The 24529-nt window shown below is 58.9% G+C and carries 19 protein-coding genes; 16 read left to right on the top strand and 3 right to left on the bottom strand.

Annotated features, from left to right (window positions below):
- The first annotated feature begins 97 nt into the window (after positions 1 to 97).
- The 5 genes from K1Y02_12215 (at position 98) to K1Y02_12195 (ending at position 4982) form a co-directional block, all read left to right on the top strand.
- Positions 98 to 1318 carry a mandelate racemase gene (locus K1Y02_12215; protein MBX7257118.1) on the top strand — a complete coding sequence of 407 codons (1221 nt, stop codon included), beginning with the start codon at positions 98 to 100 and terminating at the stop codon, positions 1316 to 1318.
- Between the two features lie 24 nt (positions 1319 to 1342).
- A complete protein-coding gene (locus K1Y02_12210) occupies positions 1343 to 2308 on the top strand; it encodes a PmoA family protein (protein MBX7257117.1) in 966 nt (321 codons plus the stop codon).
- A 9-nt stretch (positions 2309 to 2317) separates the two neighbouring features.
- A complete protein-coding gene (locus K1Y02_12205; GenBank protein MBX7257116.1) occupies positions 2318 to 2941 on the top strand; it encodes a class I SAM-dependent methyltransferase in 624 nt (207 codons plus the stop codon).
- Between the two features lie 75 nt (positions 2942 to 3016).
- Positions 3017 to 3811, top strand: coding sequence for an MBL fold metallo-hydrolase (locus K1Y02_12200; GenBank protein MBX7257115.1), 795 nt, complete (start codon positions 3017 to 3019; stop codon positions 3809 to 3811).
- 61 nt (positions 3812 to 3872) lie between these two features.
- Positions 3873 to 4982 (top strand): aminotransferase class I/II-fold pyridoxal phosphate-dependent enzyme, encoded by a 1110-nt coding sequence (locus tag K1Y02_12195; protein MBX7257114.1) that lies wholly within the window; start codon positions 3873 to 3875, stop codon positions 4980 to 4982.
- Between the two features lie 146 nt (positions 4983 to 5128).
- Here K1Y02_12195 and K1Y02_12190 read toward each other — a convergent pair whose 3' ends face one another.
- Positions 5129 to 5614, bottom strand: a complete 486-nt coding sequence (locus tag K1Y02_12190) for an ankyrin repeat domain-containing protein (GenBank protein ID MBX7257113.1) — start codon at positions 5612 to 5614, stop codon at positions 5129 to 5131.
- 195 nt (positions 5615 to 5809) lie between these two features.
- Here K1Y02_12190 and K1Y02_12185 point away from each other — a divergent pair, with 195 nt between their 5' ends.
- The 11 genes from K1Y02_12185 (at position 5810) to K1Y02_12135 (ending at position 22423) form a co-directional block, all read left to right on the top strand.
- Positions 5810 to 6805 (top strand): polyprenyl synthetase family protein, encoded by a 996-nt coding sequence (locus K1Y02_12185; protein ID MBX7257112.1) that lies wholly within the window; start codon positions 5810 to 5812, stop codon positions 6803 to 6805.
- A 33-nt stretch (positions 6806 to 6838) separates the two neighbouring features.
- Complete coding sequence (locus K1Y02_12180; protein ID MBX7257111.1) at positions 6839 to 8137, top strand: ABC transporter substrate-binding protein; 1299 nt, start codon at positions 6839 to 6841, stop codon at positions 8135 to 8137.
- A gap of 293 nt (positions 8138 to 8430) precedes the next feature.
- Complete coding sequence (locus tag K1Y02_12175) at positions 8431 to 9345, top strand: sugar ABC transporter permease (protein MBX7257110.1); 915 nt, start codon at positions 8431 to 8433, stop codon at positions 9343 to 9345.
- 2 nt (positions 9346 to 9347) lie between these two features.
- Positions 9348 to 10166: a carbohydrate ABC transporter permease gene (locus K1Y02_12170; protein ID MBX7257109.1), complete on the top strand. Its 819-nt coding sequence runs from the start codon at positions 9348 to 9350 to the stop codon at positions 10164 to 10166.
- Positions 10167 to 10228: 62 nt separating this feature from the next.
- Complete coding sequence (locus K1Y02_12165; protein ID MBX7257108.1) at positions 10229 to 10774, top strand: methyltransferase domain-containing protein; 546 nt, start codon at positions 10229 to 10231, stop codon at positions 10772 to 10774.
- A gap of 132 nt (positions 10775 to 10906) precedes the next feature.
- Positions 10907 to 11557: a ThuA domain-containing protein gene (locus K1Y02_12160; GenBank protein ID MBX7257107.1), complete on the top strand. Its 651-nt coding sequence runs from the start codon at positions 10907 to 10909 to the stop codon at positions 11555 to 11557.
- Between the two features lie 15 nt (positions 11558 to 11572).
- Positions 11573 to 12676 carry a Gfo/Idh/MocA family oxidoreductase gene (locus K1Y02_12155; GenBank protein MBX7257106.1) on the top strand — a complete coding sequence of 368 codons (1104 nt, stop codon included), beginning with the start codon at positions 11573 to 11575 and terminating at the stop codon, positions 12674 to 12676.
- 159 nt (positions 12677 to 12835) lie between these two features.
- The gene (locus K1Y02_12150) at positions 12836 to 15796 is read left to right on the top strand and encodes a discoidin domain-containing protein (GenBank protein ID MBX7257105.1); all 2961 of its coding nucleotides are present in this window, start codon (positions 12836 to 12838) and stop codon (positions 15794 to 15796) included.
- 151 nt (positions 15797 to 15947) lie between these two features.
- Positions 15948 to 16424, top strand: coding sequence for a cupin domain-containing protein (locus K1Y02_12145; protein MBX7257104.1), 477 nt, complete (start codon positions 15948 to 15950; stop codon positions 16422 to 16424).
- 297 nt (positions 16425 to 16721) lie between these two features.
- Complete coding sequence (locus K1Y02_12140; GenBank protein MBX7257103.1) at positions 16722 to 18569, top strand: DUF4838 domain-containing protein; 1848 nt, start codon at positions 16722 to 16724, stop codon at positions 18567 to 18569.
- A 269-nt stretch (positions 18570 to 18838) separates the two neighbouring features.
- On the top strand, positions 18839 to 22423 hold the full coding sequence (locus K1Y02_12135; GenBank protein MBX7257102.1) for a hypothetical protein: 3585 nt from the start codon (positions 18839 to 18841) through the stop codon (positions 22421 to 22423).
- Positions 22424 to 22743: 320 nt separating this feature from the next.
- On the opposite strand, the gene K1Y02_12130 is transcribed toward K1Y02_12135, so the two are convergent.
- Positions 22744 to 23955, bottom strand: a complete 1212-nt coding sequence (locus K1Y02_12130) for a glycoside hydrolase (GenBank protein MBX7257101.1) — start codon at positions 23953 to 23955, stop codon at positions 22744 to 22746.
- A 301-nt stretch (positions 23956 to 24256) separates the two neighbouring features.
- Positions 24257 to 24529, bottom strand: a 273-nt coding sequence (locus tag K1Y02_12125) for a hypothetical protein (protein MBX7257100.1), incomplete at its 5' end; no start/stop codon positions are given.

Raw genomic sequence — 24529 nt, 5'->3', positions numbered from 1 at the left:
CCGCCCCCTTCTGGTGACCCGCAGTTTGCGCGTCCCCGTCTGCGGCGTGCACAATATTCAGACTCCGTGTGCACCATGGCGAAAAAAGGAGTTGACGATGTGGACACTCTCCAGGCGGCAGTTTCTTGCCGCATCGGGCGCAGTCATGACAAGCCTATCGTTTAATGCCTATGCCGCCCCCAGCAGTCCCAAACGGATTGAGAAGATCGACATCTTTCCGGTCCGCTATCCGACCGTCATGCGCTTCAAGTTCTTCGAGGGTCCGACATCGAGCGGTGGACGTCCATCGATTCTCATCAAGATTACGGCGGACGACGGCACAATCGGTTGGGGTGAAAGCGTGCCTGTGCCGCGCTGGAGCTACGAAACGCTAGAAGGCGCGATTGCCACCATCGAGAACTACTTGAAGCCGATACTTATCGGCATGAATCCCTTCGATCTCCCCGGCATCCACGCCGCCATGAATCGGGAAATTGCCAATTCGTTTTCGACTGGCGCGCCGATCACCAAAGCAGGGATCGATATCGCGCTCCACGACCTAATCGGGAAAGCCTCGGGGCGAAACATCGCCGAACTGTGGGGACGCACCACCCCGGATGAACTGCTCCTAAGTTGGACGCTGAACCCGAAGACTCTCGACGAAGTGGAGCCGCTTATTCAGAAGGGGCGCGAAAAGGGATTCGAGAACTTCAATATCAAAGTCGCCCCAGACCCCAAGTTCGATCTCGAACTCTGCAAGATGGTCAAGCAACTCGCCCCCGACGGCTTCCTTTGGGGTGATGCCAACGGGGGATACGACCTTAAGACTGCCATGGATGTAATCCCCAAACTAGCGGACGCAGGGTTGGCTGTTCTGGAGGAACCGCTCCCCGCGAACCGGCTCACGGGCTTTCGCGACCTGAAGAAGCTCGGCGCATTGCCTATCATCTTGGACGAAGGCGTCATTTCACCATCCGACCTGATGGAGTTCATCAAACTGGATTGCTGCGACGGCGTAGCCATGAAGCCCGCGCGTTGCGGAGGTCTCGTGTCCGCGCGCGAACAGATCGAGATTCTGCACAACGCGGGCCTCTGGTTCCTCGGCAGCGGATTGACCGACCCGGATGTTTCGCTCGCCGCCTCGCTTATTCTCTACGGTGCGTTTGGCCTGAAGTATCCTGCGGCGTTGAATGGTCCCCAGTTTCTGGGCGCAAGTGTTATCACCGAACCTTTCACACCAGTGGGCGGAAAGGTTCGCATTCCCAAAGGACCTGGACTAGGTATCACTGTAGACGAGGCCAAGTTGGGCGCATTGGTTGAACAATCGAAGTCCGCATAGCAAGACAATCACAGGAGTCTCACGATGACACGTAAACTTATGCTCACACCAGTGACGTTGCTGCTTAGCCTTCACTGTCTTGCTATTGGGGCGGCTGCGGCCGCTTCGGATTTCGCCATACAAGAGAACCCCCAAGGAGTTACGCTGACAGACAAAGGCAAGCCGGTCTTGGTGTTCAATGCAGCGGAGGTAAAACCGCCTGAGGGCGTGGATCAGAAGTTTCGACGAGGTTGTTACATCCACCCGCTTTACGATCTCGACGGCAATGTCATCACGCAAGACTTCCCGAAGGACCATTTCCACCATCGTGGCGTTTTCTGGGCGTGGCCCAACTGCCACGTCGGCGACCGCAAGCTCAACGTATGGGAACTGGTCGATGCTCGCCCCGTCTTTGAGAAATGGACCGAAAAGGGCGTTTCGGGCGATACGGCGACCTTCGCTGTGGAAAACGGTTGGTACTTTGACGGGGATTCGACGCCGATCATCCGCGAACATATCCGGTTTGTCGTACATCCCGTTAAGAAGAAACATCGCGATATCGACTTCGAACTGACCTTCGAGAATGTGGCCGGCGATGCCGTTACCTTCCAAGGGTCGCCCGTCGACAAAAAGGGATACGGCGGCTTCTGCTTCCGTCCCGACGACGCATTCAAACCCTTCACGTTCACAGCCATCTCGGGACTTATTGCCGAAGACGCGCTATCGTGTCCGACACCTTGGGCAGACATCGCATGGAAGAACCCCAAGAGCAATCGCACCGAAGGTGTCGCGGTCTTTCAGCACCCATCCAATCCCGGCTTTCCCCATCCAGGATGGATCATGCGCCATTACGCATTCCTCGGCGCTTCCTGGCCGCAAAACGACCCTTACACCTTGAAGCCCGGCGAATCGTTCACGCTGCGCTATCGCCTCGTCATTCACAAAGGCGACGCCACGAAAGCAAAGCTCGGTTCCCTTTTCGAAGACTACCAGAAGTCCGCCAAACCGTAGGCAATACTGGTGTCGTCCTGGTCACATTGGTCCGCGAGATACGCCTTCGACCGGTTTCGGCTTTCCGTGTTCGAGTGGCGAAACCCGGATGCGCCTTGGCTCACGCCTGTGGCCATCGCCGCGATCCAGGCTTGGCTGAGGCCGCACCACGTCGCCCTCGAATACGGGTCTGGGCGCAGCACGCTCTGGATTGCGCGACGTGTCGCGAGGCTAACCAGTGTCGAGCACGACCCGAAATGGCATACGAAGATTACAGTGCAGCTAAAGGAAAAGGGCGTCGCCAACGTCACCCAGATCCTGCGCGATGCGCAGTCCGATGCCTATTTGGATCCCATACTCGAATTACCCGAATCCTCTCTCGACTTCGCATTGATCGACGGACTCTCGGATCGCCGTGACGTCTGCGCAGTCGCGGTGCTCGACAAGCTCAAACCCGGCAGCATGCTTGTGATCGACGACAGCCATCGCTACTTATCCTACGCAACGCGTGCGCCACTCGCGCTCGGGCCAAACCGCGATCCCCTGACCGAAACGTGGCGGCAATTCGACAGTGTCACGCAAGAATGGCCTCGCACCCTGACCAGCAGCGGTGTCACGGACACTCTCATGCTCCATCGCCCTGACCCTGCCTGAGCAGCCCATTTCAACTCTTGCATCCACCACACTCTTTGCGTATGGTGACGCTTCCACCTGTTTTGAGATACGAAAATGGAAGAGCACACTCCCCACATCAACTACGTCCGTTTCATGGGTACTGCAGGTTCCCGCTGGGTCGTTTCTAGGCAACTTCGCTCATCGGCGGGTACGCTCCTGTCTCTGAAGGGCAAGCGCATATACCTAGATCCCGGTCCCGGCGCTTTGGTTCGCTGCGCCATGGCCAGGCCGCCTATCGACCCCGCGACACTCGATGCCATCATCGTGACCCACGGCCACATCGACCACTGCAACGATGTGAATATCCTCATCGACGGCATGACCGCCGGTGGCTACAAGAAGCGCGGGGCGCTGTACGCCCCGCAATCTTGCCTGGAAGGGGGCAATTCGGTCGTCTTCAACTACCTACGTTCATTCTTGGATACCATCACCCCGCTAGCGGCCGACGAGCGCTACACCTTTCAGGACATTGCCTTCCGGACATCCGCCCCGCACCATCACGGCGTCGAAACGCAAGGCGTCATTTTCGAGGTGGACGGCGTGGAATGCGGTTTCCTTGTCGACTCGAAGTACTTTGAAGGTCTGGAAACTTCCTACGCGGGCGTCGACGTTCTAGTCATATCCGTCACGTTTCTGGAGGAGCCCCCCCATCCCTCCATTCTCCACCTATGCATTGACGATGTACGCCGCATCGTGCGCGGTGCTTCCCCGGGCAAGGTCGTACTCACTCACTTCGGATTGTCGATGCTGGAGGCAAACCCCGAACGCGTAGCGGCGTCGCTGGCAGATGAATTGGGCGTGGAAGTCATCGCGGCTACGGACGGGTATCTGTTGCCGCTTGACGCGTGAATTCCACAACACTGCGCATGTTTATGGCATAATCAGACTTCCAGCAACGTGAGGAGTACATATGAGTTTCATTGCCGAACGCATGGGGCGCATCGATTCGAGCGGAATCCGCAAGGTGTTTGCCCTCGCCGCAACACTGAAAGACCCCATTAATCTGAGCATTGGACAGCCCGACTACGATGTCGATGACGAGGTGAAAGAAGTCGCCATCGAACAAATCCGAAAGGGATTCAATCGCTACACCCAGACCTGGGGCATCGACGAGCTTCGCGAAGAAGTTGTCGCCTATTACGAGCGGCGCTTCGGCGCAACGATCGAAAACGCGATGATTGTCGGTGGCGTCTCGGGCGGGCTCTTCCTCGCCTTGATGGCCACGGTCAATCCCGGAGACGAGGTCATCGTCGCCGATCCCTATTTCGTCATGTACAAGCATCTGACGAACCTGCTCGGCGGCGTCTGCAAATTCGTCGATACCTACCCCGACTTCAAGCTGAAAGCCGAAGCCGTCGAGCGCTCGATTACACCCAAGTCCAAAGTACTGATTGTAAACTCGCCCTCGAATCCCACCGGCGTGACTTTGACGATTGACGAAATGAAAGAACTCGCCGAAGTCGCCAAGAAACATAACCTGCTCGTCATCACTGACGACATCTACGAACAATTCATGTACGACGGCGCCCCGGCCAGCATGGCCGGACTGTACGAAAACACGATCGTGCTGAATGGGTTCTCAAAATCAGCAGGCATGACCGGATGGCGTATCGGCTACGCGGCAGGCCCCAAAGACATCATCAACGAAATGAACACGCTACAGCAATATACGTTCGTCTGCGCGCCCTCGTTCGCGCAGAAGGCTGCCGTGGTATCGCTGCACCAAGACACCTCCGAGAAGATTGCCGCATACCGCCAGAAGCGCGACCTCATTGCGGACGGCCTGCAACGCATCGGGTATACCCTCTCGAAACCCACCGGCGCGTTCTATGCCTTCCCCGAAGCCCCCGGCGGCGACGGCGACGCCTTCGTCAAGAAGGCCATCGAAAATAGTTTGCTCATCATCCCCGGCTCGGTATTCAGCGAACGGAAGACGCACTTCCGGTTGAGTTTCGCTGCGGACAACCGCGTGATTGAACGCGGACTGGAAGTATTAGAACGCCTGAAACGAGAATTCTAGCCCCATCAAGTGAGAGTAGCTGAGCCCGGCCATCGCGCCGGGCTTCTTTTGTCGCCATTGACCGTCGCTGTGTCAGGGTCTGCTGATCCGCCGCGCGGACCACTCCGCCGACACACTTGTCGGCATGCGACTATAAGGCATCCCTCTCACCCGCGCTTCTCCAACAGATGCATCACAGACAGATGTCCATTGGCCCGCGCACAGTCGAGCGGCGTTCTGCCCTCCTTGTCGCGGATATGCGAATCGGCGCCAAGCGCAAGCAGAAGTTCCGCCATCGCGCGCGAATCATCGTCGGCCGCCTCATGAAGGGGAGTCCACCCGGCCACGTTTACGGCATTCACGTCCGCTCCCCGCTGGACAAGGAGCTGAACCATGCCCTTGTTCCCGCTTCGAACAGCAAAGTAGAGGGGCGAGTCGCCATATCCATCGCACGCGTTCACGTTGGCGCCGAGGTCAACCAAGAGACGTGCGACCGTCATGCAACCGTTCTCAACAGCAAACATCAGCGGGGTGAAACCGTCGCCGTCTTTGGCCTCCAGCAACGAAGGATCGCTTTCAAAGAGCGCTTTAGCCTGAGGCCATTCTCCCGCAGCAATGGCATCGAACACCTTTGGGATCGCGTCGTTTCTCATAGGCGCTCCCTCATCCCATCACGCATCGGAGCAGCACATCCATTCTAAACCCAATGCGGGAAACGCTCAACGGGTGATTGCAGGGAGGAATCGATTGCAATGCGGGTGCGTTTACGAGTAAAAAGGGTTCTCGGATGAGGTCCATGCTCGAAGTCTGTCAGTAATGGAAGTCAATTCGCACGCTGTGCGGCGGTCATGCTACAATCCGAAGAAATGCAGACAATTACGACACTAAACGCACTTTATAAACCCATTCAGAAGGACCTGGACGCCGTTCGCGGCGCCGTGGCCGACCTGTGGACAGACGCCCTGCGTCTCGTTGACGGCAATACCGCCCATGCTCCTCAGGTCGGCGGCAAGATGCTCCGCCCTGCCCTGTGCCTGCTGTCCGCCGGGGCCATCGGCGGCGGAGACACGTCGCGTTTCGTTCCGCTGGCAACCGCGATGGAACTGTTGCACCTGGCCGCGCTGGCCCACGACGATGTCATCGACGGCGCCGACCTGCGCCACGGCATGCGCTCCCTGAATGCCATGTGGGACAATCACACCGCCGTGTTGGGAGGCGACTACCTCGTCGCCCGCGCTATTGCGATCATGGGCCAATACGACAACTGCTCCGTTATCACCAACGCCATCGGCTCCGTGCGTGAAATGGCCGAAGGCGAGCTCACCAACTTTGGCCTGGGTCCCGAGCATTTCTCCCAGGATGCCTGCGTGAGTCTCGCCCGCCAAAAGACTGCCAGCCTCTTCGCGGTCACATGCAGCACGCCAGCCTGCCTTATCGAAGGCACGCCCCGTGCCGACCTTCATGCCTACGGTCTTGCGTTTGGGGTCGCATTCCAATTGGTGGACGACCTCCTGGACTTGTCCCAAGATCCCGCAACCCTCGGCAAACCCGCCTTTGGCGACATCGTAGAAGGCAAAAAGACCGTCCCGATTCTCTTCATGCGCGAAGGCCTGGATGCACAGGGCATAGCCCGCCTCGACTCGCTCAAAGGCAAGCCGCTTTCCGAATCAGACCGTCATTGGGTGTCTGAAATGCTGGAGACAACCGGCGCGCGCGAGCGCACCGAACAAATCGCGCGCGAATACATCGATGAGGCGCGCGCGGCAATCGCCACTCTTCCCAACAGTGTGTATCGCGACGCCATGCTCGGATTGGCCGAGTTTGTAGTCGTTCGGGGGTCATAAGCCATTTCCGCGTTTCGTGGAAATCCACACTGCATGTTCATTGCCCGGTCCATGGGACCGTGCGCACGTGTACGTTCCCTTTGCGCGCCACTGCTGTTCTTGCTCGCCATTCCAGGCTGCAGCAATCCAGTCCCGGAAAACCCTGCCGAGTCCCTGACGTATTGGCGCACTCTCACCGGCGCATCGGGTGAAGCCCAAGACGAGCTGATCGACCAATACAACGCAACCGCTCCAGGCGTTCATGTCACCTCCGAGTTCCAAGGCAGTTACTCGGACCTTGCTACCAAATTGCTCACCGCGCTCGCAGGCCGTACAGGCCCCGAAGTGAGCCAACTCGGCACGTTCGAGATCCGCCAATTCGCCAAGTCGGGCGCATTGGTCGATCTAAAACCCTACGTAACCGGACAGAATGGACTCGACCTATCGGGCTGGCCCGGTTCGCTCACTGAGGCCGGGGCCGTCGGTAATGGCATCTATTGGCTGCCTTTCAACGTCGCGGTGCCCGTGCTCTACTTCAACAAAGACGCCTTCTCCGAAGCAGGACTCGCCGAGTCTCCCGCCACGTGGGATACCTTCTTCGAGGCGGCCCGCAGACTTACAAAACGTGACGCGGCGGGTAACGTGGAACGCTGCGGCGTTGCCTTTTGGAACATCACGTGGCCCTTGTTCTCCATGATTTGGTCCGAAGGCGGCGAGCTGACGACCCGCGACTACACCAACATCACCCTGGACGACCCCGTTGTCGTGCGCCTTCTAACGCAGATCCAGGCCCTCGTCCGCGAGGGTTGCGCCACGTTGCCCGATAAGGCAAGCGGCGGACACCGCGCTGCCTTCCTCAACGGTCGCGCCGCCATGATCCTCGACTCGCAAGACGCGTTTGGCGAAGTTTTCGAACGCGCGTTGCCTTTCTCGCCCGGTGTGGCGAACTATCCAGCAGGCTCCAAGGGGAAAGTCTACGCGCCCGGCGGGGGGGGACTCGTCATGCTCGCGGCTGCCCCCGATACAAAGCGCGATGCTGCATGGGCCTTCATGCGGTACATGCTCGAACCCAAACAGATCGCCTATTACGCAAAACGCACCGGCTACCTGGCATTCACGACGGAAGCGCAGGAAAATGCCAAGGAAATGCTCCAGGATTCGCGCTACCGAATCATCCACGACGCTCTGCCCTACGTTCGCGGCGATTTCTCAGTAAACATGTCCCCCGCCGTGCGCAACGCCTTCGATACCGCCTTCCACAAGATCATGCTCGAAAATGCCGACGTCGAATCGACCCTCCGCGCTGCCGACGCCCAAGCCGAACAAGACATCAAGAAAGAGCTCACCCCGTAGCCTCCCATTCATGGGCATGTTGAGACTCTTCTTCGTGTCACACCTTGCCCCCGGCTGCGTGTCCCCGAGTGCGCTTACCAGGCAATTCTGTTTTACGCCTTTTGTGTTCTTTCGCGGCAGATCTCTTGCTGTGGCATGGTCTCACGATTCGCCGCGGCGGACCACTTCGCCGACACACTTGTCGGCATTCTACCGAGGTCTCCTCCCGATCCTCTCCATTCTTGCGTGGCCTCCCACTTGACCTCGCCCCCGACAAAATCCTATGTTCGCGCCATGCTGCTGGAACTCCTAAAATGAATCTCCTCAATCGACTCACCCGCGCTTGGCGCAAGAACCGCTCCGAGTGGCTGGCCTTCATTGCATTTGTTGCGCCGGGCTTTCTCCTATTTGCCGTCTTCACGTACTGGCCCATCGCGTATAGCTTCTACCTCAGTTTCACCAATTGGAACCTCCTCGATCCCAAACCCGAATGGCACGGTCTCGGCAATTACATCGACTTGCCCCAAGACCCCGCCTTCTGGCAAGTAACCGCCAACACGTTCATGTACGCCATCTCCGTCGTCGCCGTCGCGCAATGCTGCGCATTCCCCATCGCCCTGCTGCTCAATCGCCGCATTAAGGGACGCGCCGTCTTCCGCACGCTCGCCTTTCTCCCCTACGTCACCACGACCGCCGCCGCGGCTCTCGCGTGGGTACTGATGCTCCACCCGCAATTCGGCCCGCTTGGATCCTTATACGCCACGCTCGGTGTCCAAGGCCCCAACTGGCTGCAGAACTCCTCGCTCGCACTGTGCGCCCTGATGGTCGTCGGCATCTGGAAAGAAATCGGCTTCGCTTCGCTGTTCTTCCTGGCCGGACTGCAAGGTCTGCCCGGCGATGTCTACGAGGCCGCCGCCATCGACGGTGCTGGTCCTCTGTCGCGCTTGCGCCACATCACCCTGCCGCTGATGACGCCAACCGCTTTCTTCTTGATGGTCACCGGCTTTATTGCGGCCACCAAAGCATTTGACGTAGTTGCCGTCATGACCGAAGGCGGACCGGTCTATCCCATTTCCAGCACCTACGTCTATCACCTCTACACCGTCGCCTTCCGCGATCTCAGCGTCGGCTATGCATCGGCATTCGCGACCGTATTCTTCATTGCGACCGTCCTAGTAACGATTGTCCAATTCCGCGTTGCCCAACGCTGGGTCCACTACGAGAACTGACCATGCGTACCGCATTAACATACGCGGCGCTAATACTCGTCACGGGACTACTCGTGTTTCCGTTCGCATGGATGGCCTTGACCTCCTTAAAGCCGCTTGCGGAAGTCACCGCCTATCCCCCCGCGTGGATCCCTTCCGAACTTCGGTGGGAGAATTATCGCGAGGCATGGAATGCAGCGCCCTTCGGCCGCTTCTACATGAACAGCGCGATCACCGGCATCGCCGCCACATCGCTCCAAGTCGCCATTGCGCTTCTCATGGCCTACGCGTTCGCATGGATTCGCTTCCCGGGCAAGTCCGCACTTCTCATACTCGTCATCGCCACCATGATGGTTCCCGACGAAGTCAAACTCGTCCCCAACTTCCTGGTGCTGCGCCGTCTGGATTGGATCGACACCTACTGGGCGCTCATCATTCCGCCTGCCGCCCACGCCTTCCCCGTGTTCGTGCTGTATCAACAATTCCGCGTGCTGCCCGCCGCATTGATTGACGCCGCGCGCATCGACGGCGCCGGCCATTTGCGCATCTCCCTCGGCATTGTCACCCCTCTCTCGAAACCCGCGCTCGCCGCCATCACCGTCGTCGCCCTTCTCGGCCGCTGGAACGACTACCTCTGGCCGCTGGTTGTGACGAACCGCACGATTATGCGAACATTACCGATAGGTCTGGCCTATCTGAAAGAGGCGGAAGCGGGGCGGGGGATCCGCTGGAATCTGTTGATGGCGGGATCCATTTTCGTTGTGATTCCAATCGTAATTCTTTACATTATTCTGCAGCGCCAATTCGTCGAGGGGGTCACTCGTGGGGCCGTCAAGACGTAAACGCATTCTCGCTAAAAGGGGACTCAAGAACATTGCATGCTTGGAAATTTCTGAAGGAATTCATGGCGGCGCCGCAAAATGTCGGTGCCATTACGCCCAGCAGCCGCCATCTCGGGGCACTGGTGATCTCTGCGGCAAAAGTGCCGGATGCATCCATCGTCGTGGAGTTTGGCCCTGGCACCGGAGCGATTACGGAAGTCTTGGTCGAAGAAGCGAAACCAGGTACAACACTTCTCGCATTGGAGATCAATGAAGACTTCATCGAACTCCTGAAAAGCCGCTTTCCGGACCTGAACGTCATTCACGATTCCGCCACGGAAACGCGCAAGTACCTCAACGACGCGGGGCTGCCGCACTGCGACGCCATCGTCTCTGGGTTGCCCTGGACGATGTTCAGTGAGAAGCTTCAAGACGAATTGCTGGATGCGGTACTCGACTCCCTGCGACCGGGCGGTATCTTTGCCACGTACATGTACCTGCAAAGCCTGGTCCTACCCTCGGGTATCCGGTTCCGGCGTAAACTTCGCGACCGGTTTACTCGGTGCGGCATTACCGAGACCGTCTGGCGCAACATCCCCCCGGCGCGAGTCGTGTGGGGCGAAAAATAGAACCCTGGCGAAAACGGATTAGTCCCTGATTTCCCAATAATTGAACCGTAACACAACATAAACGGGACCGGCACAAGCGCATTACGCGTCGGCGTGTCTGTCCTTTTTTTCGCACCAAAAGGAAATGTAATTATGTTTGCCAAGTCCGCGTTAATTGTAAGGGGTGGTTGGGATGGCCACGAACCCAAACAGTGCAGCGATATCTTCGTCCCCTTCCTTAAAGAACAAGGATACGATGTCGACGTTCAAGACACCGTTGAAGTCTATGCCGACAAAGACCGCATGTCGAAGCTTAGCCTCATCGTCCAATGCTGGACTATGGGCGCCATGACCGGCGAGCAAGAACGCGGACTGCTCGATGCCGTCAAGAGCGGTGTTGGCATCGCAGGGTGGCACGGCGGTCTGTGCGATTCGTTCCGCAACAATTGCGAATACCAATGGATGACCGGCGGCCAATTCGTCGCCCATCCCGGCGGAGTCATCGATTACACCGTCAACATCGTGAAACCCGGCGACCCCATCATGGAAGGCATCTCCGATTTCGCGATGCATTCGGAGCAGTATTACATGCACGTCGACCCGTCCAACGACGTGCTGGCGACGACCCGCATCATCGGTCCCAACGCCCCGTGGGTCGCGGGATGCGTGATGCCCGTGGTTTGGAAGCGCACGTTTGGGGAGGGTCGCGTCTTCTACTCCGCGCTCGGTCACGTCGCCAAGGATTTCGAAGGCCGTGAATGTCTCGAAATCATGAAACGCGGTATGCTCTGGGCAAGCAAGTAAAGGGAGCCTCCTCACATGCGAACCATCAAATGCGGTCTCGTCGGATGCGGCAACATCAGCGAGATCTACTTCAAGAATAGCAAGGTCTTCGAAAGCGTCGAGATCGTCGCCTGCGCCGACCTCATGAAAGAACGCGCCGAAGCCAAAGCAGCCGCCCACGGCATCGCGAAAGCCTGCACTGTGCAGGAACTACTCGCCGATCCCGCCATAGAGATCGTCATCAATCTCACCATTCCCAAAGCCCATGCGGAAGTCGCGTTTGCCGCCGTAGAAGCAGGCAAGTCCGTCTACAACGAAAAGCCATTGACCATCTCCCGCGAAGACGGCAAGAAACTGCTCGACATGGCCAAGGCAAAGAAAGTCCTCGTCGGCTGCGCGCCCGACACCTTCATGGGCGCGGGCATCCAGACCAGCCGCAAGCTCATCGACGACGGTTGGATCGGCGAACCCGTCGCCGCCACCGCCTTCATGATGTGCCACGGCCACGAAGACTGGCACCCCGATCCCGACTTCTACTACCAGCCCGGCGGCGGCCCCATGTTCGACATGGGCCCCTACTACCTCACCGCGCTGGTCAACCTTATCGGCCCGATGCGCCGCATCGCCGGCTCGGCACGCGCCACGTTCCCCGAACGGCTCATCACCAGCGAACCCAAATACGGCACTGTGATCACCGTCAATACGCCCACGCACATCGCGGGCACCATCGACTTCCACAACGGCGCGATTGGCACGATAGTCACCACCTTCGACGTCTGGGGACACCACCTCCCCTGCATCGAGATCCACGGCACCACCGGTTCCATGTCCGTGCCCGATCCCAACAGCTTCGGCGGCGTCATCCAGGTTAAGCGCGGCAAGAAAGGCGAGTGGAAAGAGATCCCCTACTGCTTCGGCTACAACGAAAACAGCCGCTGCATCGGCGTTGCCGACATGGCCTACGCGCTCCAATCCGGCCGGCCCCACCGCGCCAACGGAGCCATGGCCTACCACGTCCTCGACGCCATGCACGCCTTCCTCGACAGCTCCGCCTCCGGTCAATACGTCGAACTCAAAAGCACCTGCGACAAACCCGCGGCCCTGCCGCTCGGCCTGGTACACGGGACTCTCGATAGCTGACGCACAACCACCAATTACTCTTACGATGTTCTTTGCGCCCGCCTTCCACGGCGGGCGTTCTTCGTCACGCCTTGACAATTCGATGGCAAACAATTGACCCCGTTCATCGACTTCGCGTAGCCTGATGCAGATTTCACGCAACATGCCTTTGGGGGCAAGATGATGAACCGGTTGGTCTTGGCTGCACTGTCACTCGCGGTACTCTTTCTGTTCGGCGTGTCTCACGCCGCGCAACACGACTCCCCATTTGCCGCATCCTCCATCACCGACGCCTTGTTTTCCCCCGAATTCGCGTTCGACAACGACCCCAAGACCCGTTGGGCCAGCGCAACCGGCGCGGCCCACGACGAATGGATCCAAATAGACTTCGGTCGCCGCGTCCCCATACATGCATTGACTATCACGTGGGAAAACGCCTACGCACTCGACTACGAACTGCAGACCTCCGACGACGCATCGGCATGGACAACCATCTTCCATCAGACTGAAGGCCCCGGCGGCACGGAAGAGCTGAAAGACCTCAAGGGCAAAGGCCGCTACCTGCGCATCCTCTGCCACAAACCCACCCCATTCCAGCTCTACTCAATCTGGGACATCTCCTTCCCCGATGGCAAAACCGCCAAGGCCTTCGCCGACGTACACGAGCAAATCGAGAAGGCCCGCCTTGAAGCTACGCGCGCCGCGCGTCAGCGTCTGCGCGACGCCTTGCGCGATTCGGGCGCGCAAAGCATCGTCTTCGCGACTCGCCCTCTCTACGATGACGGCCACTGGTACGCCAACATCAGCTACTACGCGGAAGACACCAACCAAAAGACCTACGCCAAAGGCGGTGGACTCTACCTCTACAGCGTCGCCGAAGATGCCGTGAAACCCTTGATCGAAGACCCCGAAGGCACCGTGCGCGACCCCGCTGTCAACTACGATGGCAGCCTCATTCTGTTCTCATGGCGTAAGGGCGGCACGGACACCTTCCACCTCTACACCATCGCCCCCGACGGCACAAATCTGAAGCAACTTACTTTTGGTGAATACGATGACTTCGAGCCCGCGTGGCTTCCCGACGGAGGGATTGCCTTCGTATCAAGCCGATGCCGCAGATGGGTCAACTGCTGGCTAACGCAAGTGGCCGTCGTACACCGCTGCAACGCCGACGGCACGAATATCCTTCCACTTTCCGCCAACCTCGAACAGGACAACACGCCATGGCCCATGCCCGATGGGCGTATCCTGTACACGCGCTGGGAGTACGTCGACCGCAGCCAGGTCGACTACCATCACCTTTGGACGATGAACCCCGACGGCACCGCGCAACAGGTGTTCTTCGGCAACTACCATCCCGGCGGCCTCTATATCGACGCAAAGCCTGTCCCCGACTCGCCCGATGTCGTCTTCATCAACTCAGCCGGACACGGCGCAAAAGAACACACGGGCCGCGTGGCTCTCGTAAACGCCAAGCAAGGCCCCGACGCCCTCTCCTCCATTCGCAATATCAGCGGCGATGGATATCGCGACCCCTATCCCATTACGACGGACGTGTTTCTCGCTGCACACGACCAAGACCTCGTGCTCCTGGGCGCCGACGGAACGGAAGAGCCGTTGTTCAAACTGCCCGCGTCTTCCGACCTGCGCATGCACGAACCACGTCCCATCGCCGCGCGCCCCATCGAACGCACCATCCCCAGCCGCGTCGACTACACCCAGGCAACGGGCCGCCTCATCCTCTCCGACGTCTACAAAGGCCGCAACATGGAAGGCGTCGCGCGCGGCGACATCAAGCGCTTGCTCGTGCTCGAATCGCTCCCCAAGCCCATTAACTACACCGGCGGCATGGACCCGCTTTCCTACGGCGGCACATTCACGCTCGAACGCGTGTTGGGTACCATCCCCGTCGAAGAAGACGGTTCCGCGTACATGGAGCTGCCTGCAAACCGCGCCCTCTTATTTGTCGCCCTCGACGGCAACGGCAACTCCGTCAAACGCATGCAGAGCTTCTGTTCCGTTATGCCCGGTGAAACCACGAGCTGCGTCGGCTGCCACGAACCGCGCACCGAAACCACACCTGTACGCAACGCGCGACGGCCCATCGCGCTCAATTTTCCTCCTCGCCAAATCAAGCCCGTGTCCGACGTACCCGATGTCTACGACTTCCCACGCGACATTCAGCCCATCCTCGATAAACACTGCGTCCGCTGCCACGACTACGACGCGCATCCGGATGGGCCTGACGGCCCTCGCGCGGGCGGGGTCATTCTCACCGGCGACCACGGCCCGATGTACTCGCACAGCTACGCCACGTTAACCGTGCGCCGACAGTTTGTCGACGGACGCGACCAGCCGGTGAGCAACCTCGCACCACGCACCATCGGCACCGGCGCCAGTCCGCTCATGACCAAAGTTCAGGGCGGCCACCACGGCGTAAAATTATCCGACCGCGAAATCATGATGGTCCGCCTTTGGATCGAAACCGGCGCTGCCTACCCCGGCACCTACGCCGCGCTTGGAAGCGGGTGCATCGGTGGCTACCGCGCAAACACGCCCGTCGAAACCGACGACGAATGGCCCGCATCAAAAGCCGCCGCGGAAGTCATCGACCGCCGTTGCGCATCATGCCACGAGGGAGAACGCAGAATTCCCCGCAACCTCTCCGACGAAAACGACCTTTCCTTCTGGCGGCCCGAATGGAACGACCCGCGCCTGATGCGCTCGCGCCACCTCGTCTTCAACCTCACGCGGCCCGACAAATCGATGATCGTCATGGCCCCCCTCGCCAAAGAGGCCGGAGGCTTCGGAATCTGCCAGGCGAAAGACGCATCCGGTACATCCACACCCCTATTCGCCAACGCATCGGATCCCGACTACCAGAAGCTGCTCGCGATGTGCACTGCTGGCAAAGAACGACTCGCCGTAATCAAACGATTCGACATGCCCGGCTTCCAACCGCCCGCCCCCTACTTCCGCGAGATGCAACGCTACGGAATCCTTCCCGCAGACCTCGCGAGTGCCCCCACGCTCGACCCCTACCAACTCGACCGCGCCTACTGGAACTCATTCCACCAATCCGTCGCGCTCAAGCACCCCGCGTATGCCATGCAGGTGAAACATACCGATTCAATTCGTTGAATCGGGGAAGTGCGAATTCCAGTCGCCCCCAAAGATGAAAATCGTGAATGCATAAGCGTATGCTCTGCGCTTCGATGGCGCCGCCGCGCGCCGTGCGCACTTACTGCAAGGTATTGTTCACTTCGTGAACAGAAGGAGAAGGAGCCTCTCCATGAATTCCAAGGCTGTAGCTGTACCTGCCGGAAAAGACCGTTTTGACGAAAACACGCAAATGGTTTTCGGCGTTTTTCCCCTTGCGACAAAGGTCTCGTCGAAAGATACTGACGGAGCCGTCTACATTTTTGAGCACGCCGAAATGCCCAAAGGTGGTCCGCCGCGCCATTACCACCACCATCAAGATGAATGGTTCTACATTGTCAAAGGCGAATTCGCTTTTGAGGTGGGCGACGAAAAGTACCGCATGGGTCCCGGCGACTCACTGCTGGCTCCGCGCAAAATCGCTCACGTGTGGGCCAACGCAGGAGATACACCGGGGACTCTCTTGATCGCGCTCAATCCAGCGGGAACGTTCGAGGCCTTCATGCATGAAGCCACAAAACTCGCGTCACCGCCGTCGCCCGAAGCCGCACAACAACTCTTCTCGGCACACGGCATGGAAGTCGTCGGACCGCCTCTTTTCGTTGATTGACTTTCGCTTCCCCCCCGCGCCCTTTCGGGATTCTTATCCGATTTTATATGGAAAGGGCGCGTTTCTCTGTTTGAACAGAGTCTCGAATAGGGTAGAGATGCCAATACCTTGCACCGCCATTTCCAATATACTTCCGTATCTTAACGCGCCCTGGACCCGCCGCCAACCTCGCAGGACTTCGCAAAGTGCCCCCCACTTTCGCTACGATCCAGACTGTACGTGATGCCGAAATGAAACGAGAGGCCGTATTCAGAGCAGCACGTGCTCTTCTTCGCAATCAATAGAAGGACATTCAGCATGCACGGTACACGGGGGATTCCAGGACTGATCTGTATCGCAGGGTTCACAGCGTTAGTCGCACTCACCGCATTCGCCGAACCTTGGACAACATGGCGCAACGCACTTGCGCCGATGGGCTGGAAAGGACCCGAGCTAACCCTCGCCCGCAACGGGGCCGCAGCCTACGTCATCGCGATTCCCGACGCGCCCACCTCGCAAGACCTCAAAGCCGCGCAAGATCTTGCGCAGTGGTTGCGCGAGATGACCGGAGCGGACTTCTCGATTCTCCCCGAGGCACAGGCCACCGGCAACAACGTCATCAGCATCGGCATGACCAAGCGACTGGAGGAGGCCAGCAAATCCATCGATGCGGGCGTGCTCACCGTGCGCGACCTCCGCGATGAAGGCTACGTCATCGGCGTGAAGAACGGCACACTCTACCTCTTCGGCGGGAAGAAGCGCGGCCCCATCTACGCCGTCTACGCGTTGCTCGAAGAGGACCTCGGCTGCCGCTGGTATGCCGGCGAAACCAGCACGATTCCCCAAACGCCCACACTCACGGTTCGTCCCGTGCCGCGCAGCTTTGTCCCCAAGCTGACCATTCGCGATCCCTTCTACGAAGCCGCCTTCAACGGCACCTGGTCCCTGCATAACCGCACCAACGCCCCCAGCGCCGCCGTTCGCGAAGAATGGGGCGGACACGTCGACTACGCGCTCTTCGTACACACCTTCAACACGCTTGTGCCGCCCGAGCAATACTTTGACGCGCACCCCGACTACTACATGCTCGATTCCAACGGCAACCGCTCCAGGCAACAACTCTGCACGACGAATCCCGAAGTCATTACGATCGCCACCGAAAGCACACTTCGCATCCTGCGCGAACATCCCAACTGTGAAGTCATCAGCGTCTCCAAGAACGACGGCGGCGGCACCTGCCTCTGCCCCAACTGCAAAGCTATCGACGATGCCGAAGGAACGAATGCCGGCGCCCTGCTCTTCCTCGTGAACAAGGTCGCAGAAGCCGTCGAACAGGAATTTCCCGACGTCGTCGTATCGACGCTCGCCTACTTGGAAACGGTTACGCCGCCCAAGACGGTTCGCCCGCGCGCCAACGTTTCAATCCGCCTCTGCACCGACAACTGCATGTGGTCGCATCCCTTCACGCCCGCCCAGGATATCGAGGCGTTTAACAAGGCCATGACCGGCTGGGGCGCAATCCACAATCGCATCCACATCTGGGACTACTGCGTCAACTTCAGCCATTACCCCGCGCCCATGCCCAATATCGATGCGATCGCAAACAACATCCGCTTCTTCGTCGCCAACAACGCCCAAGGCGTCATGGAACAAGGCGCGTATCAAGGCCCCGGCGAACGCGACCTGCTCCGCTGCTGGGTCTTCGCAAAACTCATGTGGGACCCCACGCGCAATGTCGACGACCTCACGCAGGATTTCATTTGGGGCTACTTCGGCAAAGCCGCGCCCGCCATTGCCGAATACAACAGCCTTCTTGAAGCCACCGCACGCGAACACGCCGATAGTCTCAAAGCACCCAAGGACGGAATTCGTTATCCGATGGATTCGGAGTTCCTCACGAAAGACTTCATCGACAAGGCCAATCAACTCTACGACCAGGCCGAAAGTCTCGCCGAGAACGACACCATCCGCGAACGTGTCGAACGTGACCGTCTCCCGATCATGTACGTCCAACTCTGCCGCGGCAAGGAATTCACCGGCGACACGTATCCGCAGATTCTCGCACGCTTCGAAACCATCGCCCGCCGCATCGGCCTGACCTGCATCCGCGAAGGCTCTCCCGACCTCGACGAGAAACTAAAGGCATGGAAGGAAGCGAATCCGTAGGAACCGATCCACTCGAGACTCAACCGAATTAACTATCTTCGTGCCGTGGGCACGGCACACCCCATCCCGGGGTGCAACCCCGGGTCCACGTTTGCCTCTCTTGCGTCGTGTATGGACGCCAGAGGTTCCTCACTAGACTTACGTGATGAGCAACGCTCTCATCTCGTCCCCATATTGTCAACGCCACCCCAATCCGATACCATTATTGCTGTCCTCTCCGGGGGGAGTGGCCGTGTCACGAAAACGTTGTCACGCGAGAAGGATGCTCCATGAACACGAAACGTGCCCAGCTCAATCACAAGACTACTCGCGTCTTCATCGCCGCGCTCTGTCTTTGCCTATCCGCAACTGCCCAACAGGCGCAAACCACATCTTCCGCTCCACCGAAGATCGACGCTCCCGCGCTTGCTCAATGGACCTTCGACGAACCGCCAACGGTTCTGTCTTTTGAAGACGCCTCCGGCAATGCGTCCTGGTCCGCCACCACCGCCCAACCGATCCCACGCAGGCGCGGCATCTACGGCATGGCCCTTGATCTTCACGGGACGTTTGCCATTCAAACCAATGGCTTCACCTCCCCAACCCTTGACGCTATCACCATCGTCGCGTGGACTCGCCCCTCCAACCTCGGCGGTTTCCGCGAGATCTTTCGTCAAGAGAATGACGACCGCGTTCTCTTCTCGTTTCAAAATGACGGAACTGTCCTATCGCTCGGTCTCAACATCAACGGCTACGTCGAATGCGACGCGCAACTGGACCCCAAACTCGCGACCGACGGCGCATGGCACCATTGCGCCGCGACCTTCGACGGCCACGTCATGCGCGTCTATTTCGATGCCAAAGAAATCGGCTCGATGGATCGCCCCGGACAGATCGCGCTGAGTCCCGGCACCCCCGCATTCATTGCTTCTTCAAACGGAACCTGCGAGTACTTCGAAGGCGGCCTCGACGACCTCCGCATCTACACATCCGCGCTCTCTCCGAGTCAACTGCACGATCTCTACACGCACGGCTTGAGCGCGTTCGCGGAAACCTCGCGCGCGATTGACGAAGCCGCGAACCGCATCTACGCACAAGCGTCATCGTTTGCGGAAACCATCCAGAGCACCCACAAGAATTTCGCGGAACAGAACAAAGCTCTGGACGCCGATCTCGCCGACGCGCTCCTCGCACGAGTACGCGCGGCCTTTCCCGATCAAAGTGCGGAACTGCTCGAGTGGACCGGCGTCACACCCGCACAACTTCTAACCGCGGACCCATCCTTCTACGCCGCCCAAATGGATGTCTTGCTCGACCTGCTGCTCGAATACAAACCGCTTACGGACGCGCAATTGCAAAACCAGACTCCGGAAGACCGTGCCAAGTGGGACGAGGCTGACCGTATCCGCGCGCGCTTCGAAACACTCAAAGCACAAGGCGACTCGGCCCGGTTCTCACCCGAGTGGATCGACCTTATGCTCGATGCAGGGAGCCGCATTGACTATCGTCCCCATGTTAACGAACCCGTCGCCCCTTATGTGAAACCCAGCACGCCCGTAACACGCGCGCTGACCGCTGATGAAGCGCGCACCGTGTTAGAGACGGACTGGCTTTTCCAAGCCGACGACAATCCCACGCCCGATCGCATCCTCAACGAAATCCGATGGGCCCGCGAAGTTGCAGCGCGTATCGGCACCGATTGCGCTTCACAATTGTCCCAGTTAGAGACCTTTGAAAAAGAGGCCGCGTCGCTCGGTTCCGCCGACCGCAATCTGTACGTGAAAGTCCGCGCCGTCAAACGCGAGATCATGCTCAAGAATCCCGCCGTGGATTTCGACAGCATACTCATGGTCGACATGCCCTATCCGCAAGGTTCCGAGTGGCCCCACGAAACGCGCCATCGCCTCGGCTACATGGCCGTCCCCGGCGGTCGGCTCTTAACATTGGAAGGACTCAGCCCCGCCGGCGCCCTCACGCAACTCATGCCCCAAGCGCCGTTGCACGGCTCGTTCTGGCGGCCCGACCTCTCGTTCGATGCTACGAAAGTCCTGTTCTGTTTCAAGCCGCACAACGAGAAATCGTTCCACCTCTACGAGATCGACATCGACGGTACAAACTGCGTTCAACTGACCGACGGCATCTACGACGATCTCGATCCCATCTACCTGCCCGATGGCCACATCATGTTCACCACCACCCGCGGACACAACTACGTCCGTTGCATGCCGCCCACGAACTCGTTCGAGTTGGCGCGCGCCGACGGCAACGGCAGAAACATCTACCTGATTTCCTACAGCAACGAGCCCGATTATCTCCCCTCTGTCATGGACAACGGCAGTGTCGTCTACACGCGATGGGAGTACACGGACAAGCCGCTCTGGCGCGCACAGAAACTCTGGACTACGCACCCCGACGGCACGCAAGTCGTCACGCTGTGGGGCAACCAAAGCGTGTGGCCCGACGTAATGAAGGATGCGCGCAACATCCCAGGCAGCCGCCGCGTCATGTTCACCGGCAGCGCGCACCACAACTGGTTCGCGGGTTCCGTGGGCATCATCGATCCCATGAAAGGCTTGAACTTCCCCGACGGCCTCACCAAAGTCACCGCCGACGTCGAATGGCCCGAATGCGGTAACGGTCCCGTCGATCCCGTCGAATCATCGAACTACCACGCCTCCGGCAAGTACTCCGCCTACTATTCGCCCTATCCGTTAAGCGAAAGAGATTTCCTCGTCTCGGCAAAACGCGGCGATAAATTCCTGCTCTACCTCATGGACGTAGACGGCAACCGCGAACTCATCTACGAAGGCAACAACAACATCTTCCACGCGATCCCGGTGAAGCCCCGCCACACGCCCCCCGTAATGCCCGACCAAGTCGCATGGCCAAAACCCGAAGAACGCGAGTCGCCCGCCGACGGCGTCCTGTTCAGCAACAACGTCTACCAAAACGCCCCCGAAGTCCTGCGCGGCAAAGCCAAATACCTGCGCGTCTTTCAGATCGATTCCAAGACTTACACCTATTGGTACAAGCGCCCCTACATCTCCACCGGCCCCGTCGTTTCCGCCGTTCAATCCGAAGGCGTCAAACGCATCATCGGCACGGTACCCATCGAATCCGACGGCTCCGTCTCCTTCTGCGCGCCCCCCGGCCAGGCCCTGCACTTCCAACTGCTCGACGAGAACTACCGCGCTCTGCAGACCATGCGCAGCTTCGTCGGCGTGATGCCCGGCGAGAAACGCGGATGCATCGGCTGTCACGAATCGCACAGCCGTGCGCCGCAACTCACCGGCAAGCCCATCGCCCTCACCCGCGAACCGCAACCCATCACGCCGCCCGCATGGAACGACACAACCGTCAGCTATGCCCGCTACGTCCGTCCCGTGCTCGATCAATACTGCGCCAAGTGCCATGAAGGCGACGGCAAAGGCCGCGAAAAATTCGACACGACCGAACGCCCAAGCCCTCCCAGTTTCTCGGAACCCTACATGACCCTCATCGGTCGCCCGTCGTGGGGTGCACCCTATACGCCGCCCGACAAACCTGAACCTGGTTTCGGCATTGCTGGCGTGTTGATGGTCGAAGCCTACGACACCCGCGACCCCAAAGCCTACGTGACGCCTCCGCCCATGACCACGCTCTCCTACAAGAGCAAACTCATCGATATGGTCTCCAGCGGCAAACACCACGACGTGAAGGTCGACGACCTAAGCCTGCAACGGCTCATCGTCTGGGTCGACGCCATGTGCCCCTACCTCGGCGACGAAGAAGTACGGGCAATCCCCGATCCCGTCTTCCAAGGCGTCGACTGGCTCGCCATTCGCCCACGCATCCAAACCGCCCCCGTCATCACACGCCCCGGCCCCGTCGGCTAGAACCAACAACGACCTGCACCTTACAACGGCAACGCCGCAGTCATAGACCGCGGTGTCCGTTCTTATCGCTGTTCCGGCGTGGTCTCCCAATCCGCGCCACGCATGAGTAAAAGCTTACTCGTGATCGGCGCCAATTCGTTTTAAAGCCAGATCCTTCGTCCGCCGGAAGCGGCCTCAGGATGACAATCAATGCGGCTACGCGTGAATTGTCATTCTGATCGAAGCGAAGAATCTGGCTCCAAAACAAAGATGCGCTCGACGATCACGGCGCTACTCGGGCACCCTTCGTTGTGGCGTGGTCTCCGGCAATCTCCCGACTCTCATCGCTTCGACAAATCCACCTCGACAAACCGGCTCTCACGCCGATTTCGGTCATACGTGAAAACCAGTTTCCCATCCACCACAATCGGACACGGATACGCGAGTTGTCCGCCCGTTATGACGTCCGCCTTCACATACCAGCTTTCCATCTCGTCATCGCTCAACCAAATCGAAAGCGGATCGCGCACACCCCGTTGCCCAACCATGCCGCCCGTCGCATTGTGAATCAGCGCGATACGTCCATCCGGCAACCGAATTAGTGCCGCAAGACTCGTCGGATTCGGAATATCCGTCTGCCACGCTTCCTTCCACGTCCGCCCGTTGTCCGCACTCTCCGTACGCCAAAGAAACCCACCGTATTCTGCCCGCATGAGCATCACGACGCGCCCGTCCTTCAATTGCACGACCGTGCTCTCCAACAGACCCAAGGGACGATTCCGCACACCGCCACGCTCCTGCAAACCGCGCAACTCAGGATCATTCGTAGTCACGGCGGAACAACCATGAAGATACCGGCAGAACTTATCCGGCTTCGCGCCTGGCGTGCTATCCGGTGTCAACGCAAGCGCCTCCGTTTCCGACTTCGCATTTGCCAATGCTGCGATCGGCGCGACCAGTGACTTATCCCGCTTCTCGAAGAACGATGTCGGAAACAAGTACTCGCCGTTCTGCAACGTTATCGGTCGCGCGAGCATGATGTCATCGGACTTGCGCACACGCACCGGCTCCGGCGCGCTCCACGTCTTGCCGCTATCTATCGACTCCATCCGAAAGTAGTGCCAAACCGTGTACTCCAACTCCGACGGCCAATGCGCGCCAAACGCGATGACTTTTCCCTGCGGCGTCACGTGCATGAACGTCAACGCCCCCGCATCCTTCTCCGCTGCAACAAGTATGGATGGCTGACCCCACGTCTTCCCCTTATCCGTCGAGCGCGACGCCAGCACATTGTTATCCGTCGACGGCTCATTGTCCGATCCTGAAAGCCACCAACACAGCAGATCGCCGTTCGGCATCTCCGCCACACACGCCCCGCACGCCAGCCGATACGTTACGCCGTCGTGCTCCCAACCCTTGTTTCCATCGAACACAACCGTCTCGCGAACTGAAATGTGGCTGGACTCTGCTGGCCACGCCGTAGGCAACACGGCTAGCGCCGCAACTCCAAAGACAAGAAGTAACTGATTTCGACTACCGGAAAATGCGCTCAACTATTTTCCTCTCGCTCGCCCCCAATGCCGCGGGGCGCGCGGTGTTTCCCTCTCCGCTTGGCCTCATCGCCACCCAGCGTATACTGAAACCTCCTTCGGCTCCAAGGCGCTCGACCAGTTGTCCCGTGAGATGTTGGATATTACGGATGCTTTAGAAATGAAGTTCCAAATTGCCGAAACGCAACCAAAAGAAGCACGTTCTGCCCTCCCACCGATAAAGTCCGTGCAGTCAGTGTACTTCACTTTGGGAGGGAGTCTTCCTCGGGTGCAAGGAAAAGAGAAACGAGTTGCGCTTGATCCGTTATCGTCTCACATCGCCGAGCGTGCTGATCGCGAGACCCCGGATCACGCAATCGGCGTTCTCGGCTTCAAGAGCAAGGTCTCCGTTGGTTCGATCATAGGCGCGCATCGTGAAACAGAATGCATCGTTCACAAAACACTCAATGGCCGTATCCAGCACGAAGATCCGCACGTCCACGGGTTGCAGTGGGTCCATATCGCAAACGCGTTTGTGCGAACGATACTGATCCTCCAGGGCAATCTCTTTTGTTTCGAAATTGATCGCAAGCCGATA

The sequence above is a fragment of the Candidatus Hydrogenedentota bacterium genome, from assembly GCA_019695095.1.
GTDB lineage: Bacteria > Hydrogenedentota > Hydrogenedentia > Hydrogenedentales > SLHB01 > JAIBAQ01.
This window is presented reverse-complemented; position numbering and strand designations above follow the sequence as displayed.